This window comes from Ignavibacteriales bacterium, assembly GCA_016214905.1.
In the GTDB taxonomy this organism is placed as follows: domain Bacteria; phylum Bacteroidota; class Ignavibacteria; order UBA10030; family SZUA-254; genus PNNN01.
Genome location: JACRMQ010000007.1, coordinates 1,131,620 through 1,147,088 on the forward strand (window position 1 = coordinate 1,131,620; position 15,469 = coordinate 1,147,088).

At 41.7% G+C, this 15,469-nt stretch carries 11 protein-coding genes; 7 read left to right on the forward strand and 4 right to left on the reverse strand.

Features of this window, described 5'->3' with window-relative positions; all coding sequences use genetic code 11:
* Positions 1-26: 26 nt before the first annotated feature.
* Positions 27-1,262, reverse strand: a complete 1,236-nt coding sequence (locus tag HZB59_11905) for a hypothetical protein (GenBank protein MBI5022130.1) — start codon at positions 1,260-1,262, stop codon at positions 27-29.
* Positions 1,263-1,422: 160 nt separating this feature from the next.
* On the opposite strand from HZB59_11905, the gene gpmA reads away from it, so the two are divergent.
* The 7 genes from gpmA to HZB59_11940 are packed head-to-tail and all read left to right on the forward strand — an operon-like array spanning position 1,423 to position 8,554.
* Positions 1,423-2,172 carry a 2,3-diphosphoglycerate-dependent phosphoglycerate mutase gene (gpmA, locus tag HZB59_11910; protein MBI5022131.1) on the forward strand — a complete coding sequence of 250 codons (750 nt, stop codon included), beginning with the start codon at positions 1,423-1,425 and terminating at the stop codon, positions 2,170-2,172.
* 40 nt (positions 2,173-2,212) lie between these two features.
* Complete coding sequence (locus tag HZB59_11915; protein MBI5022132.1) at positions 2,213-3,436, forward strand: aminopeptidase P family protein; 1,224 nt, start codon at positions 2,213-2,215, stop codon at positions 3,434-3,436.
* A 40-nt stretch (positions 3,437-3,476) separates the two neighbouring features.
* Positions 3,477-4,409 carry an efflux RND transporter periplasmic adaptor subunit gene (locus HZB59_11920; protein ID MBI5022133.1) on the forward strand — a complete coding sequence of 311 codons (933 nt, stop codon included), beginning with the start codon at positions 3,477-3,479 and terminating at the stop codon, positions 4,407-4,409.
* 4 nt (positions 4,410-4,413) lie between these two features.
* On the forward strand, positions 4,414-5,376 hold the full coding sequence (locus HZB59_11925; GenBank protein ID MBI5022134.1) for an ABC transporter ATP-binding protein: 963 nt from the start codon (positions 4,414-4,416) through the stop codon (positions 5,374-5,376).
* Positions 5,357-6,298, forward strand: a complete 942-nt coding sequence (locus HZB59_11930) for an ABC transporter ATP-binding protein (protein ID MBI5022135.1) — start codon at positions 5,357-5,359, stop codon at positions 6,296-6,298. Before HZB59_11925 ends, HZB59_11930 begins: the two co-directional genes overlap by 20 nt.
* The gene (locus HZB59_11935; protein ID MBI5022136.1) at positions 6,295-7,425 is read left to right on the forward strand and encodes an ABC transporter permease; all 1,131 of its coding nucleotides are present in this window, start codon (positions 6,295-6,297) and stop codon (positions 7,423-7,425) included. The genes HZB59_11930 and HZB59_11935 overlap by 4 nt, the downstream gene beginning before the upstream one ends.
* Before the next feature lies 1 nt (position 7,426).
* On the forward strand, positions 7,427-8,554 hold the full coding sequence (locus tag HZB59_11940; protein ID MBI5022137.1) for an ABC transporter permease: 1,128 nt from the start codon (positions 7,427-7,429) through the stop codon (positions 8,552-8,554).
* Between the two features lie 260 nt (positions 8,555-8,814).
* On the opposite strand, the gene HZB59_11945 is transcribed toward HZB59_11940, so the two are convergent.
* The 3 genes from HZB59_11945 to HZB59_11955 all read right to left on the reverse strand — a co-directional run bounded on the left by HZB59_11945 (position 8,815) and on the right by HZB59_11955 (position 15,436).
* Positions 8,815-12,246: an immune inhibitor A gene (locus HZB59_11945; GenBank protein MBI5022138.1), complete on the reverse strand. Its 3,432-nt coding sequence runs from the start codon at positions 12,244-12,246 to the stop codon at positions 8,815-8,817.
* Between the two features lie 353 nt (positions 12,247-12,599).
* Positions 12,600-14,759, reverse strand: coding sequence for a S46 family peptidase (locus HZB59_11950; protein ID MBI5022139.1), 2,160 nt, complete (start codon positions 14,757-14,759; stop codon positions 12,600-12,602).
* Positions 14,760-14,848: 89 nt separating this feature from the next.
* On the reverse strand, positions 14,849-15,436 hold the full coding sequence (locus tag HZB59_11955; GenBank protein MBI5022140.1) for a hypothetical protein: 588 nt from the start codon (positions 15,434-15,436) through the stop codon (positions 14,849-14,851).
* Between the last annotated feature and the right edge of the window lie 33 nt (positions 15,437-15,469).

Here is a 15,469-nt window from a genome sequence, read left to right on the forward strand (position 1 = left end):
ACCCATCAATTCCCGATAATCTATCTTCAATTATTATTTTTGAAATTCTTTTTTAGAATCGAATATAAATATAACACCTCATCATCCGGAAGACCGGCACCGAATGTATAGAATCCGCTTTTTGATTTAATTGTAATTCCTTTTGATCGTATAAACTTAGTCAGGAACGAAATCCATTTCGGTTGAGGATAACCGCCTGTTGTAGTCCCGTATTGCTGATTTGTACCATGATCCATTGACGATTGTGCTGAATCAATGATGCTTTGTTTTGTGCTGTAATCGATTCCTATGATTTCATCGGATGGAATTATCTTTGTTCGGGACCGCCTGACTTTTTTTTCTTCAACGACTATTTGAGATGAAGTAAGAGTTAAAATCGTGCCGCTTTTTTTTCTGCTGTGGATGGCAAAAATCATTCTGAAAATGGGTATCAAAATAAAAAATAAAACAATAAACGCGATGAAGATATCGCTTATAGCATCGGGTGTATTAGAGTGACGAAAGAATGGAATGAGATTAGGAATTATAAAAATCAGAAATATTAAAGGTATTAAAATCTCAATTGCTCGCAATGATTTTGGCAGGATCAGAGGAATGGTTATCCGTTTGCCGTCCGGTATTTCTTCTATCCGACTTTGCATAGAAACCGGTTTCGGAATATCATCACTTAATCTGACAGTTGAATCGAACAGCTCTTTCGATTTATCAATGATTGCGTCGGGTGCTAAAGTTGTCGGATGGTCGGTGGTATGGTCTTCGAGCGGAAGGCGAATGAACTTTGCTATCATAGTGCCTTGATCATAAGATTTTCCATATTCGGTTGAACTGAACAATGGGAAATCTTTTCCGGCTCGCATTTTTAGTGTGACAGGAAATTGATCGGATGTTTTTGAATCGCCTGAACGTAAATGAATTTCGACCGCGCGGAATTCAATCAAACTGATTTCTTCTCCGCGCATCGGCATTAGCAATCCCCAATATTTCTGTATCACCTGTCTGCTTACATCGATCGTTACCCATGTTCGGCCCAAGGTCAAGGTCAATCCGGCCACCGTGAAAACTATTCCCATCAGCGCCATCACAATCCATCCCCAGTCCGGTACATCGTTTTGATTCTCCAGAGGAATTACTCCTGCGGTTATCAATATCATAAATATACCGCCTGCAAAAAATGGCAGACCGAAAATCGATAAACATCCGCCTCCTTGTTTTGAATGCAACTTATCCGGTTCAATTTGTTTGAATGGTTTAGCAGTTTCCATATTTCAATCCGATCATATTCATTGCTATCGAATATCTGGAAATATTTTAATATCCGCAAGCATAAATAAAATTCTGCACGTTGGTAATTCAGTTGCCATTTTCTTACATTGAACTATTCAATTTAAAATCATCAATTTTATTACTATTGGAGTGAAAAGGATGTATAAAGTAGTTCTCGTTCGTCATGGTGAAAGCATTTGGAATAAAGAGAACAGGTTTACAGGGTGGACAGATATCGATCTATCGGAGCGTGGTATCGATGAGGCGATGCAATCGGGTAAAATATTGAAAATGGAAAAATACAAATTCGATATCGCGTTCACATCTGTTTTAAAGCGTGCGATAAAAACATTGAATTATGTTCTGGATGAAATGGATTTGCACTGGATACCTGTTGAAAAATCGTGGCGGTTAAACGAACGGCATTATGGTGCGCTGCAAGGACTGAACAAATCGGAAACGGCACAAAAATATGGCGAGAAGCAAGTACAAATATGGCGAAGGAGTTACGATATTCCGCCACCGTCGTTAACGGCGGATGACGAGCGATATCCCGGTAAAGATGCCCGGTATTCTTCTATGGAGAAGAATCTTATACCATTAACCGAGTCGTTGAAACTTACAGTCGATCGCTTCTTACCATACTGGCACGAAACAATAGCACCTACGATAAGTATGGGTAAGAAAGTGATCATAGTGGCGCACGGGAATAGTTTGCGCGCATTGGTGAAGTATCTAGATAACATCGATGAAGAGACGATTGTAGGATTGAATATTCCCACAGGCGTACCACTCGTATATGAACTTGATAATAATCTGAAACCGATAAAACATTATTACCTTGGTGATCAAGAAGAAATACAAAAACAGATGCAAGCGGTTGCAAACCAGGGTAAAGCGAAAGAATAATTATCTCAACAAATAAATAATTAATCGTGAAAGAATAAATATGAATCCAAAAGATAATTCCACATCTCCGGCATTAATAAATAAAATTAAATCGATACAAAATACCTTGCGCGAACAAAAAATAGATGGCTGGTTGTTTTATGATTTCTGGAAGCGTGACGAATTCACACAGAGAATACTGGAATTTCCATCTCACATAATGAATACACGACGGTTTTTTTATTTGATTCCTGCTGAAGGAGAGCCGCGAAAATTAGTCCACAGCATCGAAAGATGGAATCTGGATTATCTCCCCGGTGAGAAAACCATATTCCTGAGCTGGCAATCATTGGAGGCAGGTTTAAAAAATATGCTTCTCGGGTTTAAAACAATTGCAATGCAATATTCTCCGTTTAATGCAATACCTTATGTCTCCAAAGTGGATGCAGGGACCATCGAAATGGTTAAGAAAACCGGCGTTAATATAATTCCATCGATGGATTTGCTTCAATACTTCGAATCGAGATGGAGCGAGGAAGCGTATCGAGATAATCTGGAAACATCTGCAATCATGCGGAAGATTGTTGACAAAGTTTTCGCCTTCATGAAGGAAAAAATAAATAAGAAAGAACGTTTAACCGAATATGATGTGCAACAATTCATGCTGAAGCATTACGCGGAATACGGATTAATAACCCGAGACGCGCCAAACTGTTCTGTCAATGCCAACAGCGGCAACCCGCACTATGAGCCAACGAAAGATGTTCATTCTGAGTTACGTGAAGGAGATTTTGTTTTAATCGATCTTTGGGCTAAGAAAAATAAACCGGGCGCGACTTATAACGATATTACCTGGGTCGGTTATCTTGGTAAAGAAGTTCCTGAAAAATACACAAAGATTTTTGATGTAGTGAAAGGTGCGCGCGATGCGGCCGTCGATTATCTAAAAAAATCGTTTGCCGAAAATAAAACAGTCCGCGGTTGCGATGTGGACGATGTATGCCGTAATTATATAAACGGATTTGGCTACGGTGAGTACTTTATTCATCGCACGGGGCATTCGATCACGGAAGACGGACATGGCAGCGGCGCAAACATAGATAATCTTGAAACCCGGGACGAACGGACGTTAATTCCTGAAACATCATTCTCAATCGAACCCGGGATATATTTCATCGGTGATTTTGGCGTAAGAAGTGAAATAGGTGTATATATTTCAAGAGATAAAGAAGTGATTGTCACGGGTGAACCAAGGCAGCAGGAAGTTGTTGCGATATTGAAATGATTTTCGATTACGACTAAATATATTTTATCTGAGGTAAGTCATGAGAAATCTTTTACTTTTCTTAGTATTATTGCTTCTTTCAGGTTGTTCCAATAAAAACGGTGAAAATATTTCAGCATCCGGAACGATTGAGACGAAGGAAGTAACTGTATCGGCAAAAGTTGGCGGACAAGTTGTGCGAATTTTTGCTGATGAAGGTAAAAATGTCCAAGCCGGCGATACTCTGCTGCTCATAGATCAGTCTGATTTAGAAATACAGTTCGATCAGGCAAAAGCGAATGCAGACGCCGCAGACGCGCAATACAAACTTGCCGTCCAGGGAGCAAGACAGGAAGATATCGCGCAAGCCGAAGCAACTTTGGAAAATGCAAATGCTGACCTGAAAAGAAATGAGCAACTTTTTAAAGAAGGCAGCATCGCGCAAAAGCAACTCGATGATACACGGACAAGATATATTTTGGCAAAACAAACTTATGATAAAGTCAGGAAAGGTTCACGTCCGGAAGAGATCGACGCGGCTCGCGCACGTTTAGCGCAAGCGAACGCGCAGGTTAGAGCGATTAAAAAGAAGATTGACGATTCGTATGTTACCGCACCGTTTACCGGAGTTATAACTCAGAAATCGATTGAGGAAGGCGAGATGATTATGCCGAATTCTTCTCTTCTTCGGATATCTCAGCTTCAGCAGGTCTATCTGAATATTTATATTTCTGAAGTAGAATTGGCGAGAGTAAAATTGGGGCAGGAGGCAAAGGTATATATCGATGGCGAGCCAGCAAAATCATTCCCGGGAAAAGTTACTTATATATCCTCGATTGCCGAGTTCACGCCAAAAAATGTTCAAACAAAAGAAGACAGAACCAAACTTGTTTTCGGTGTGAAAATTGAAATTCAAAATCCCGACGGTATTTTAAAACCTGGTATTCCTGCGGACGCGATTATAGTTAAAGCGGTACCTGCCGGGGGAAGTTGAGAAAATGTCTTTAATCGAAGTGCGGGAATTAACGCGCCGCTTCGATGATATAGTTGCTGTCGATCGTCTTCAACTTTTCATCGAAGAAGGAGAAATGTTCGGCATTGTAGGTCCGGATGGCGCGGGAAAGTCAACTACTTTCAGAATGCTTTGCGGCATTCTCACTCCCACTTCAGGTAATGCGACAATACTCGGTTACGATCTGCTTAAGGAGTCGCGAAAAATAAATAAACATATCGGTTATCTTTCGCAGAGGTTCAGCTTGTATGGTGATCTGACCGTAGATGAAAATATAGAATTTTTCGCCGAGATAAATGAAGTTTACGATTTCAAAAAACGGAGAGACGAGTTGTTGGAATTCACCCGGCTCACACCATTCCGTAAACGGTTAGCCGATCAACTTTCGGGGGGCATGAAACAAAAACTCGCCCTTGCATGCACGCTCATTCACCATCCCAAAATAATATTTTTAGACGAACCGACAACCGGAGTTGATCCTGTATCAAGGAGAGATTTTTGGAAAATATTATCCGCACTGCTCGAATCAAAGATCACAATCGTAATGAGCACGCCGTATCTTGATGAAGCAGAGCGTTGCAGCAGAGTCGCGTTGTTTAATAACGGTAAATGTATGGCGGTAGATACTCCGTTGCAGATAAAGAAAATGATGAGAGGTGAAGTGATTGAAATTATTTGTGATAATATCCGTTTAGCAGGAAAGGAATTGAAAGAGTTGAATCTGGTATTGGGTGTGCAAACTTTCGGTGACCGGTTGAATGTTATCGTGGAAAATAGTGCAAACGATTTCACTCTCATCGAGAGGTATTTGATGCAAAAGGGAATTGAGATAAAAGAGCATCGGCGTGTAGCTCCATCATTGGAAAATGTGTTTATCTCGTTGATGTCTGATAAAGCCCAAAATATTTTAGAAAAAATCGGGATTCCGAATGATTCAGATCGCGATTGATGTCCAAAATTTAACGAAACAGTTCGGTAGATTCAAAGCGGTAGATAATATCAATTTTACTGTTGAAAAAGGGGAGATATTCGGATTTTTGGGTGCGAATGGCGCGGGTAAATCTACTACCATAAGAATGCTGTGCGGAATTTTGGAACCAACAAGAGGTGGCGCGAAAGTAGGCGGGTACGACATCAACACACAAACCGAATTGGTGAAACTGAACATCGGCTATATGTCTCAAAAATTTTCTCTCTATGAAGACTTAACCGTAGAAGAGAATATAAATTTTTTCGGCGGTGTGTACGGTCTTTCATCCGGTACGATCCGAGATCGAGCGAAGTGGGTGATGGAGATGGCGGGATTGAAAGGGAGAGAAAAAAGTTTAACTAAAACACTTGCGGGTGGCTGGAAACAGCGGCTCGCACTTGGCTGTGCGATTCTACACGAGCCAAAGATTGTTTTTCTTGATGAACCGACGAGTGGAGTCGATCCGATCTCGCGTCGCATTTTCTGGGAGTTAATAAATCAATTATCGGAACAGGGAGTTACTATCCTTGTAACAACTCACTATTTAGACGAAGCAGAATACTGCAACGACATCATTTTAATAAATGCGGGAAAAATAATCGCAAATGGTTCTCCTAAGATATTGAAGAGTCGCCAGATTACTTATCCGATTCTCGAAGTTGAAGTATCGGAGGTTGCTGTCGCAATGGAATTGCTGCGCAATCAACCCTGGGTGGTCGAAGTTTCATTGTTCGGCGCATATATTCACGTTGGTGTTGAGAATGAGGAAGAAGGGAAAAATAAAATAAATAAACTGTTCACCGGGAATAAAATTCAATTAAACCGTATAGAAAGAATTGTCCCCTCTCTCGAAGATGTCTTTTTACACCTTCTCGAAGAAGATTCAAGGAGGAATAAATGACTTTCAAACGAATCAAACCTGTTGTGAAAAAAGAGTTTTTGCAAATCCTTCGCGATAAAAGATCACTCTCTGTTCTGCTAGTTTTTCCGGCGCTGTTAATTATGGTCGTTGGATTCGCGCTCAATTTTGATGTCAAACATATTCCGATGGCAGTATTCGATCAGGATAAGAGTTCGCGGAGCAGGGAATTCATCAAAAATTTCTCGAATACGGAATATTTCGATGTGAAATATTACATTAGCGGTTACGATGAGGTTGATGAACTGTTGAATAACGATAACGCCCGGATCGCAGTGGTTATTCCGCCTGATTTTTCAAAAGGTTTGTCTTTAGGCAGAGATGTAAGTATCCAGATTATTATTGACGGCTCGAATGCGAATACCGCTACAACGGCAATCGGTTACATGACTGTAATTGTGCAAACATATTCGCAGAAGATCGTTGAGCAAACATTTCAGCGTGTTGGTATGAAAATGTTTTTGCCCATCGATTTCAGACCCAAAATCTGGTATAATCCTGAGCTGAGTTCGGCAAAGTTCCTGATACCCGGACTTATCGGTTTCATTCTGATGATCAGCGCCGTGATCTCTACGTCGCTCTCGGTTGTTCGCGAGAAAGAACGCGGCACGATGGAACAGATGATGGTTTCTTCTCTCCATACAGTAGAAATAATTATTGGCAAAACACTCACATATCTGTTTATCGCGCTGCTCGCTTCGGTGTTCGTGCTCATCGTAGGATTTGTTCTCTTCGATGTTGCCGTTCGAGGCAGTATATTATGGCTTTATGCAGGTATTTTTATTTTCCTGCTCGGAGGATTGGGACAAGGACTTTTAATATCTACCATCACCCATAATCAACAGGTTGCATTTATGATGGCAGTGCTGTCATCTCTGCTCCCAACATTTTTATTGTCGGGATTCGTATTTCCCATCCGCAGTATGCCGGTATTTTTGCAGATCATTTCGAATGTAACTCCCGCAAAATTCTTTCTCGTAGTAGTGCGAAGCGTTATTGTGAAAGGTGTGGGAGTAACTGCATTCTGGGATCAACTGATATATATGATAATTTTCATGATCATCATGATTACAATAAGTTCTGTGCGCCTGATGAAAAAAACCAACTAAGATGAAAACAATAATTCATATCATCAAAAAAGAATTTCTCCAGATCCGCCGCGATAAAAGGATGCTCGCGCTTTCAATTCTGGCGCCGGTTATTCAACTCGTGCTTTTAGGATATGCCGCGACAACCGATATCCGAGATATACCGATGGTTTTAGTGAATCAGGATAGATCGAGCGTAAGCCGCGAGTTCGTGAATCAGTTTGTGAATTCGGGTTATTTCGTAATCACGGAAAATGTAGATTCGCCGAAAGAGATCGATGAATTTATCGATAATGGTCATGTCTGGTTAGCGCTCATAATCCCGCCCGATTTTTCAAAAAACATCGAGAGCGGTAGAGCAGCAAGTGTGCAGTTGATTGCCGATGGAAGTGACGCGAACTCGGCTAACATAAGCATCGGTTACGCGTCTCAGATCATCGGCAGATATTCGCAGGGGATTATTCTCAATAGCTCGATGCGTGCTCAGATGCAGACAAAACCGGGCAAGGTGATACCCGAGGCGCGTGTTTGGTTTAATCCTGAGTTGAAAAGTAGAAACTTCATGATTCCCGGTGTTCTCGCCATGGTGCTGTTGATTATTACCATGACGTTGACATCGCTTGCTATTGTTAAGGAGAGGGAGAACGGCACATTTGAGCAACTGATTGTTACACCGATTAAACCGTATCAATTGATACTCGGGAAATTGTTGCCGTTTGTAATAATCGGGGCAATTGATGTCGCGCTGGTTTTAGTGGTCGCGCGTTTTTGGTTCGCCGTTCCGTTCAGGGGATCTGTTCTGCTGATATTCGGACTGAGTGGATTGTTCGTGCTGACAACGTTAGGACTGGGTTTGTTCGTGTCGACAATTTCAAAAACTCAGCAGCAGGCGATGATGACGGCGCAGTTCTTTTTTTTCATGCCGTTCATATTCTTTTCCGGATTCACATTCCCGATCGAGAATATGCCGCAGATTATTCAATATATAACTTATATTATTCCACTTAAATATTATATCGTGATTGTAAGAGGAATATTTCTGAAAGGTGTGGGGATTGCCGAACTATGGACGCAGGCATTGGCGCTTTTAGTGTTCGGCATTGTTATACTTACGTTGAGTGTGTTGAGATTCAGGAAGAGATTAGGTTAATCCCCATAGGGTTGATTAATAAGAAATAGTGCGTCACGCTTCGACTAGCGCTCAGCGTGACGATTTTGCTTAAGGACTGTATTCTTTGGTCAGCCCCAATATAGTTCGCTGAGTATTAAAAGTTGGAGGAAGAAAAAATCGGGGTTGGAAACACGAAGAATTCCATCAAATGCTGAAACAAATGTAAAATCAATATCTGTTATGAAATAAAAAAGGGTGAATCGATTGACTCACCCTTTTTGTTGGAACTGTTGGTGATACTATTTTATAAGTATCATCTTCTTAGTGCTGACATATTTCTCTCCACCTTGAGTTTCATCATCGCCTATTGTTTCTGCGACGATGCGATAGTAGTAAACACCCGAGGCGAGGTTTGCTGCTGTTGCAGATAGTTCAATTTCCTGACTGCCGAAATCCATATCCTGTCTATCCAATAACGTTGCTACTTCTTGTCCGATTGAATTGTAGATTTTCAATGTTACAAAGCTCTCGTATGGTAAGTAGAATTCTATCATTGTAGATGGATTGAACGGATTCGGATAATTTTGTGAAAGTTCGAATCGTTCCGGTATTGCCTCGGGTATCGGTTTGAACACGAACGATCCCATCTCGATGAACGAGCTATCGAGATGCAGGTACGGCACTTCGCTGAGCGGCTTTACCGGTTTGAAGCGTAAACCACCCGCGAATTGGAACGTATCGATCGGTCCGGAGAAAGCTGAATCAATCTTTCTTACGGTGTTGAACATTTCCATGAACGTTGTAGTGCCGGGATAAGTGCAAACATGATTAGTGTCGTGGTATAACGACATCATACTATCTAACCGTGCTGCAATCTGGCTGATCTTTAATCCGTTCAAAGGATTTGTGCCGCCTTCGTCAAATATTAAATTACCGAAACCTCCCGGAAGGATACCGTAATCACTTCCGTTTATGTTGGCTTGCAGGGCAATTCCTTCAGCGAACAGTTTGTTATTGTGTTTTGTTGGGGGTAAATATTTTTGCTGTTTCTTAATCGGTTTCGGTTTTATACCGCTCCAAGCGCCAAGGCAACCCGGATCGCCGGTGTGCATTCCGTGTTTATCTTTCAGAGATTTCAGAACATCTTTATATGTTGGATGTAAGACTGAGTGTGCTCCGCCAAGTCCAACTTTCAAACCAGTACCCGCGCCTGCTGATAATAAGTTGATTGCATTAGGCATTGGTAAAAGAAGATCCATCCGGACAATAATATCATAGGTTGGTGTTAAAGGAGCACCCGGAAGAATTCCTTTGCTTCTAACACCATTATATTCGATCCAGATGTACTTCATCGTGACCGGTTTACCGACTTTTCCTATTCCTGTGATAGTAAGAGTTGTAGGTTCAGGACCACATAAATTTTCGCGATATTGGCCTGCGGGGATGCGCAGTAAAACTTCTTGCATGTTTTCCCAAGTAGCAATATTCGGGTAGTCACCGATTAGCCCGTTTTCGCATCTTCTACCGTCTATTTTACCCGAAGTTGGCATAGAAAATTTTAAGCGAAGATTGACTGTGTCATCCTTTACATCCTCCAGTAGATCCCAACCGGCCCACCAAATTTCATACTGAAAAGAAACGCCAATAGGTTTCTGAGTAATTGGTTTTGGCTTACCTTTTAAGTCGATAGCATTTGCCAAGCTTTCGGGTAAAAATGTTCTGAAAGCGAGACTGAAACTGCTATCAAGCGTATTACCGAAATCAATTCCCGTCATGTTGAATTCCGGGTCTAAATTTACAAAGTGCGGTTTCAGGTTTGCCGGATGTGTTTGCCGCCAGTTTGGTTTAAAGACTTCGCTCACTCTGTAATTGCCGGGCCAGAGAGTTGTGAAGATGTAATTACCATCCTGATCAGTAAGAGCTTCGCGCGAAACAGTTTTACCGTAGGCGCTTGTCCCGCTAAGCATAATTGTCCAACTGCCTAAACCGTTTTCACCCTGATCCTTGGCACCGTTACCATCGAGGTCGTTGAATTTCATTCCGCCCAGAGAGCTGTAATCTATTTCGTAATTACCGAAATCGATCGTATCGAATACTCCGGCTGGAGTTAAATCGATAACGTATTCCGATAGTGGATAAGATTGCCACCATCCCTCGGGTGGTAGCTCGACTACTTTATAAGTATCAGCTTCGAGACTTAAAAATTGATAGTAACCGCTGCTGTCGGTTATTCTTTGTTTGTGAAGGTTATAGTTAGTGCCGTTTCCTTTGCGGAACAATTTTATTAAAACGCCTGATAAATTTTCTTCACCCTGATCCCATGCATGATTACGATTTCTATCGGCGAATTTCAACCCCATTATACCGTTGGTTGTAGGTGACCAGTAATTGCTGAAGTCGAGGTTCACCAGATGTGTATTCAAATCGGGGATATCCACTGTGTAATATTCTGAACTCGGCAATTTTTGTACCCAACCTTGCTTCTCTATTTCTTTAACAAAGTATTTGCCGGGTTGGAGAATGTACAGTTTATATTGACCCAACGAATCTGTTCTGTCGTAATCTACTTGATTGCCAAGCGTATCTGTTAAAATAATTTTCCAGAAGGGTAATACAGTATCTGCTCCGTCGAACGAACCGTTTTGATCTATATCGTGATACATCATACCGCTTATCGAACTTGCCTCTGTCCAGTTCCCGAATCGGATACTGTCAACAAGCGTATCGGGGGTTGCAAGGTCGATAACCCACTGTCCACCGGGGGGACCTGTCTGTGTCCATCCGGCTTGATTTTGTTCTGTTACCGTATAAGTTCCAAGCGGAACGGGCAGCCAATATTTTCCCCAGTAATTAGTGCGGGTTGTTAATGATATCTGACTGCTGGTGGCAGTGATTAACCATTCTTTCAGGCCATGCTCGTTATACTCTTTAAGTCCATTCTGATTTTCGTCGAAATATTTCTTTCCGGTTATCATACCGCTCTGGTCGAAGATGATAACATCATCAACATACCATCCGGGGAATTCATTGTAAAGATTATCACCTGTATCAAAATAAAATCTTAAATTTATTACTGACCCTGCATAGGCAGATAGATCGAGGTTTGAAATCATCCAACCTTCAGTATTGCCGGATGGCGCGGTTCCGTAGCCACCGCGCAGATGCGTCCAGCTTGCACCGCCATCAACACTAACATCGACCATGCAATAATCCCAGCCGCGTTCTGTTACAAAACTTTCGGTGAATAATAGTTGGACAGGTGCTATTGCGCTAACAAGATTAATTGGGGGAGAGATCAGCGCGTTATTAATCCGTTCTCCATTCAAATAATTTCCTTGCTGTTCAATACCATCCCACCAGCTTGTGGGTTTAGAGGAAGCGTTACTTACGGTTTGATGCCAGAGATCGGTGCCGGAGTATGAAACTGAAGTCCATCCGTTTAAACCGCTTTCCATGTTATCATAAAAGTGAATTGTGGAACCTGTTTTAACCGATTGATTTATTCTGATAGATGCTTCGGTTTTAACGGAGGACGTGGAACGATCGCTGTTTTTCAGTTGCTTCGTTTCAAGAATTTTGTGATAGTCGCGCATTTGCTGTGCGGCGTTCATTGCGCGCTCGCGTGGAGATTGTTTAACCTGTTGATCGCCGGCGAATAACAAAGTATTACTGATTAAACAAAAAATAATTGCAAATGTGAGAGGGAAAAAAATGGTTTTGAGTGATTTCATAAGAACCTCATTCTGTGGATGAAGAGTGTGAATGACAATAGCCCTTTGCTTTGTGGGTCTTGAGAGAAAATGCTTAATGTATTGTAACGATTCTGTAAGCTAAAGTCAAGAAAAAAAAATTAAAAAATTGAATAATATTGATGTTTTTAAACTGATTTCAACAATTTTACTCAATTTATCCAAACAACTTAATAATCGAAAACCAATTCACTTAGCCGGATTTGGAGAATCTCATTATTCGATTTCGGGATTTAATAAGTAAATTAGCTTTTTCGACGATGAAAGTGAAGAGTCCAAATAAAAAAGCCGGCGTAGTCATAGTATGCCGGCTTTTAATATATCTATCTTTTTGTTTACTTAATCAACAACTCATCCATAATATTTTTCGCGTTCGAAAATTTATCGATGATGAAAAGTATATAACGCGCATCCACGCTAATCGTCCGGTTTATCTGATCCTGAAAATAATAATCTCCTACAACCGATTCCCAGTTACCGTCGAATGCGAGGCCGATTAGTTCACCTTTTCCGTTTATCACCGGACTACCCGAGTTTCCACCTGTAATGTCGAGATCAGCGATGAATGCAACCGGAACATCGTTTATACGAGGATCGGCATATTTTCCGAAATCACGTTTTTCCCAAAGTTGGCGTAGCTTCGGCGAAACTATAAACGGATCGACGCCGGTTTCTTTTTCGATTACACCGCCGAGCGATGTTACATAATCGTAATGTACTGCATCGCGTGGTTTAAACGACTTTACAACACCGTATGTCATCCGGATTGTCCGGTTCGCGTCGGGATACATGTCGGGTCCTTTCCAAGAGCTATACGCTTCCAACAATTTTGTTCGGAGGATTGTTATCTTGGCAGTGAAGTCAGCGTTTTTTTTCTGGATTTGCGAGTTGTTTTTATCGATTGCCAGGGCAAATTCCACAAATGGATCGTCGAGTATTTTTGATTCGGATTTTTCAGTCATTTTCAGGCAATCTTCTTTGTTTGCAAGTTTTGTATCGTCATACAAATCATCGACGAATTCCTGAACCTCTTTTATCCGTTTCTCTCCGGTTTTACTACCGACGATTTTTTGAATAGCTTCGATTTGTTGACTCTCCGGAAGTTCGGCAGCTTTCAAAATCATCGAAGAAAGAAGTTGTTTATCCAACGTGAGATTTAAATTCTTAAACGTGTTGTTGATTGCGTCTTTAAGGTCGCTGAGATTTTGTTCCGGTGTCCGCACTTCGCGCGTCGGGGTTTCCGGCGGCTTCAAATAGGTTCTGAATCTGTTCGCGATGGATAAGACATCAGAACATTGGAGAAGCTGCCCGAGCATAATTTGTTTTTTATTGAATGTTGCTAATGTTTCATACAACGATCTAATATCCGAAATGATGGAGCCGTACTTCTTCTGCAAGTCGGGATTTGTGGCGAGAAATTGTGCGAATATTTCTTCATTTGCATTACGGAGGGTTAGGAGATCTGCACGGCGCATCCCTTCGAGTGTTCCTAAAAATTTCTTATAAGGATTTGCCAGACCGCGCCATTTACTGGAGTATTTAATCTCGGTTGCACGGTCATTTTTACCTGCCGTCTCGATGATATCCATCCGCGTCTTGTAAAGATCGATTGTCATCGGGAGCGATTCTTCTTTTGCCAATTTAATTTCCGGGGTTGTACGATAACGGTACGTTGTACCCGGGAAACCGAGGATCATGGCGAAATCATCTTCCTTGAATCCTTGTGTCGAAATTGGGAGGAATACTTTCGGTTTGCACGGAACATTTTCTTTTGCGTACTTCGAATGTTTACCGTCCGGACCTATGTATGCGCGCATTAAAGAGAAGTCACCGGTGTGCCGGGGCCACATCCAGTTGTCCACCTCACCGCCGTAATTGCCGATGGATGTCGGAGGTGCATAGACGAGACGTACATCGCGGAACACTTCGAATGTGAAAAGAAAATATTTCATGCCGCCGAAAAATTCCGAAACGCGGCACTCGTTCTCGCTGTCACCTTTTTCTTTCTTCTCAATTTCATTCATCTTGGTACGGATTGCTTTACTCCGTGCGTCCGGTGCCATCGTGTCGCTGACAGCGCTCAATACATCCGCGGTGACATCTTTCTGGTTAAGGACGATTCGTGCCTGGTACGACGGAATCGGAATTTCATCCGCTTTTGATGCTGCGAGGAAACCGTCTTTCAATCGATCTTCTTCTACCGAACTGACAGATTGGATTGCACCGTAGGCGACGTGATGATTTGTGAGTAAAAGTCCGTCGCCGGAGATGAACGAACTTGTTCCACCTCCGAGTAAAACAATTGCATCTTTGAGGCTTGTGCTGGTGGTGCTGTACACTTGTTCCGGTGTAAGCTCCATACCGTGTTTCTGCATTTCCGTAAACGGCAATTTGCTGATTTGTTGAAGCATCCACATCCCTTCATCGGGGAAGGTAAAAGCAGATAGCATTAAGAATATTAGTGCAACGCTAGTCATGATGATGCTGCGTTTCATAACGTCTCCTTTAATGAATTTTAAAATCGTACGATAAAATATTTTTATAATTGATTAGTGGAAATTGGGTTTAGATAAAAACAATAAGATTATTTCACACGATGCAGTTCACCCGGTTTCGGGAATGCTTTTGTGTTATTGGCGTACTTGATTACCAATTGCTGGAGCTCTTTAGTTGATGCGGTAAGTATTAACTGATCGTTCAACCGTGCATGTTTGATTCTGTAAGCGTTTTTGTCGATCATCTTTGCAAGCCAGTCATTATCGAGCATAGATAATTTTAAAGTGTCGTTGGTAAGCCAAACGCGTGAGATTGTGTGAACAGGCAGCAGATGGAAATCATAGAAATCGTTTTTAACTTTTGTGTCCGGTTTTCCGGGAAAAATATCAAGGAAGATATATTTGCCGAGTTTTCCGAGTTGAGCGATAAATCGTACGGTATCACCGGGAACTTTGTCATCGGGTGCATTATGCTCTGTCGCAAAATGGATTAGAGTATAATTCTTGTCGTTCGATTTCTCAAATATCCATGTACTCTTTCCGTCTTTTTCTCTCCAAGTCCCGAGAAGTTCATTATTGAATATCAAATCTTCTTCCATGAACAAGGGATAAAGTGAACGAACACAGCCAATCAAGGTCAGTACGATGAACGCAACGGTAAATAAAATCTTTTTCATAAGAGAATCCGGGCAGCTTCAGAATAAGTGAAA

Bases quoted from the DNA above. Each gene is read 5' to 3' on its own strand.
- HZB59_11930 (MBI5022135.1), top strand. From the start codon at position 5,357: ATGATTCAGATCGCGATTGATGTCCAAAATTTAACGAAACAGTTCGGT.
- gpmA (MBI5022131.1), top strand. From the start codon at position 1,423: ATGTATAAAGTAGTTCTCGTTCGTCATGGTGAAAGCATTTGGAATAAA.
- HZB59_11905 (MBI5022130.1), bottom strand. From the start codon at position 1,262: ATGGAAACTGCTAAACCATTCAAACAAATTGAACCGGATAAGTTGCAT.
- HZB59_11950 (MBI5022139.1), bottom strand. From the start codon at position 14,759: ATGAAACGCAGCATCATCATGACTAGCGTTGCACTAATATTCTTAATG.
- HZB59_11925 (MBI5022134.1), top strand. From the start codon at position 4,414: ATGTCTTTAATCGAAGTGCGGGAATTAACGCGCCGCTTCGATGATATA.
- HZB59_11935 (MBI5022136.1), top strand. From the start codon at position 6,295: ATGACTTTCAAACGAATCAAACCTGTTGTGAAAAAAGAGTTTTTGCAA.
- HZB59_11940 (MBI5022137.1), top strand. From the start codon at position 7,427: ATGAAAACAATAATTCATATCATCAAAAAAGAATTTCTCCAGATCCGC.
- HZB59_11945 (MBI5022138.1), bottom strand. From the start codon at position 12,246: ATGAAATCACTCAAAACCATTTTTTTCCCTCTCACATTTGCAATTATT.
- HZB59_11955 (MBI5022140.1), bottom strand. From the start codon at position 15,436: ATGAAAAAGATTTTATTTACCGTTGCGTTCATCGTACTGACCTTGATT.
- HZB59_11920 (MBI5022133.1), top strand. From the start codon at position 3,477: ATGAGAAATCTTTTACTTTTCTTAGTATTATTGCTTCTTTCAGGTTGT.
- HZB59_11915 (MBI5022132.1), top strand. From the start codon at position 2,213: ATGAATCCAAAAGATAATTCCACATCTCCGGCATTAATAAATAAAATT.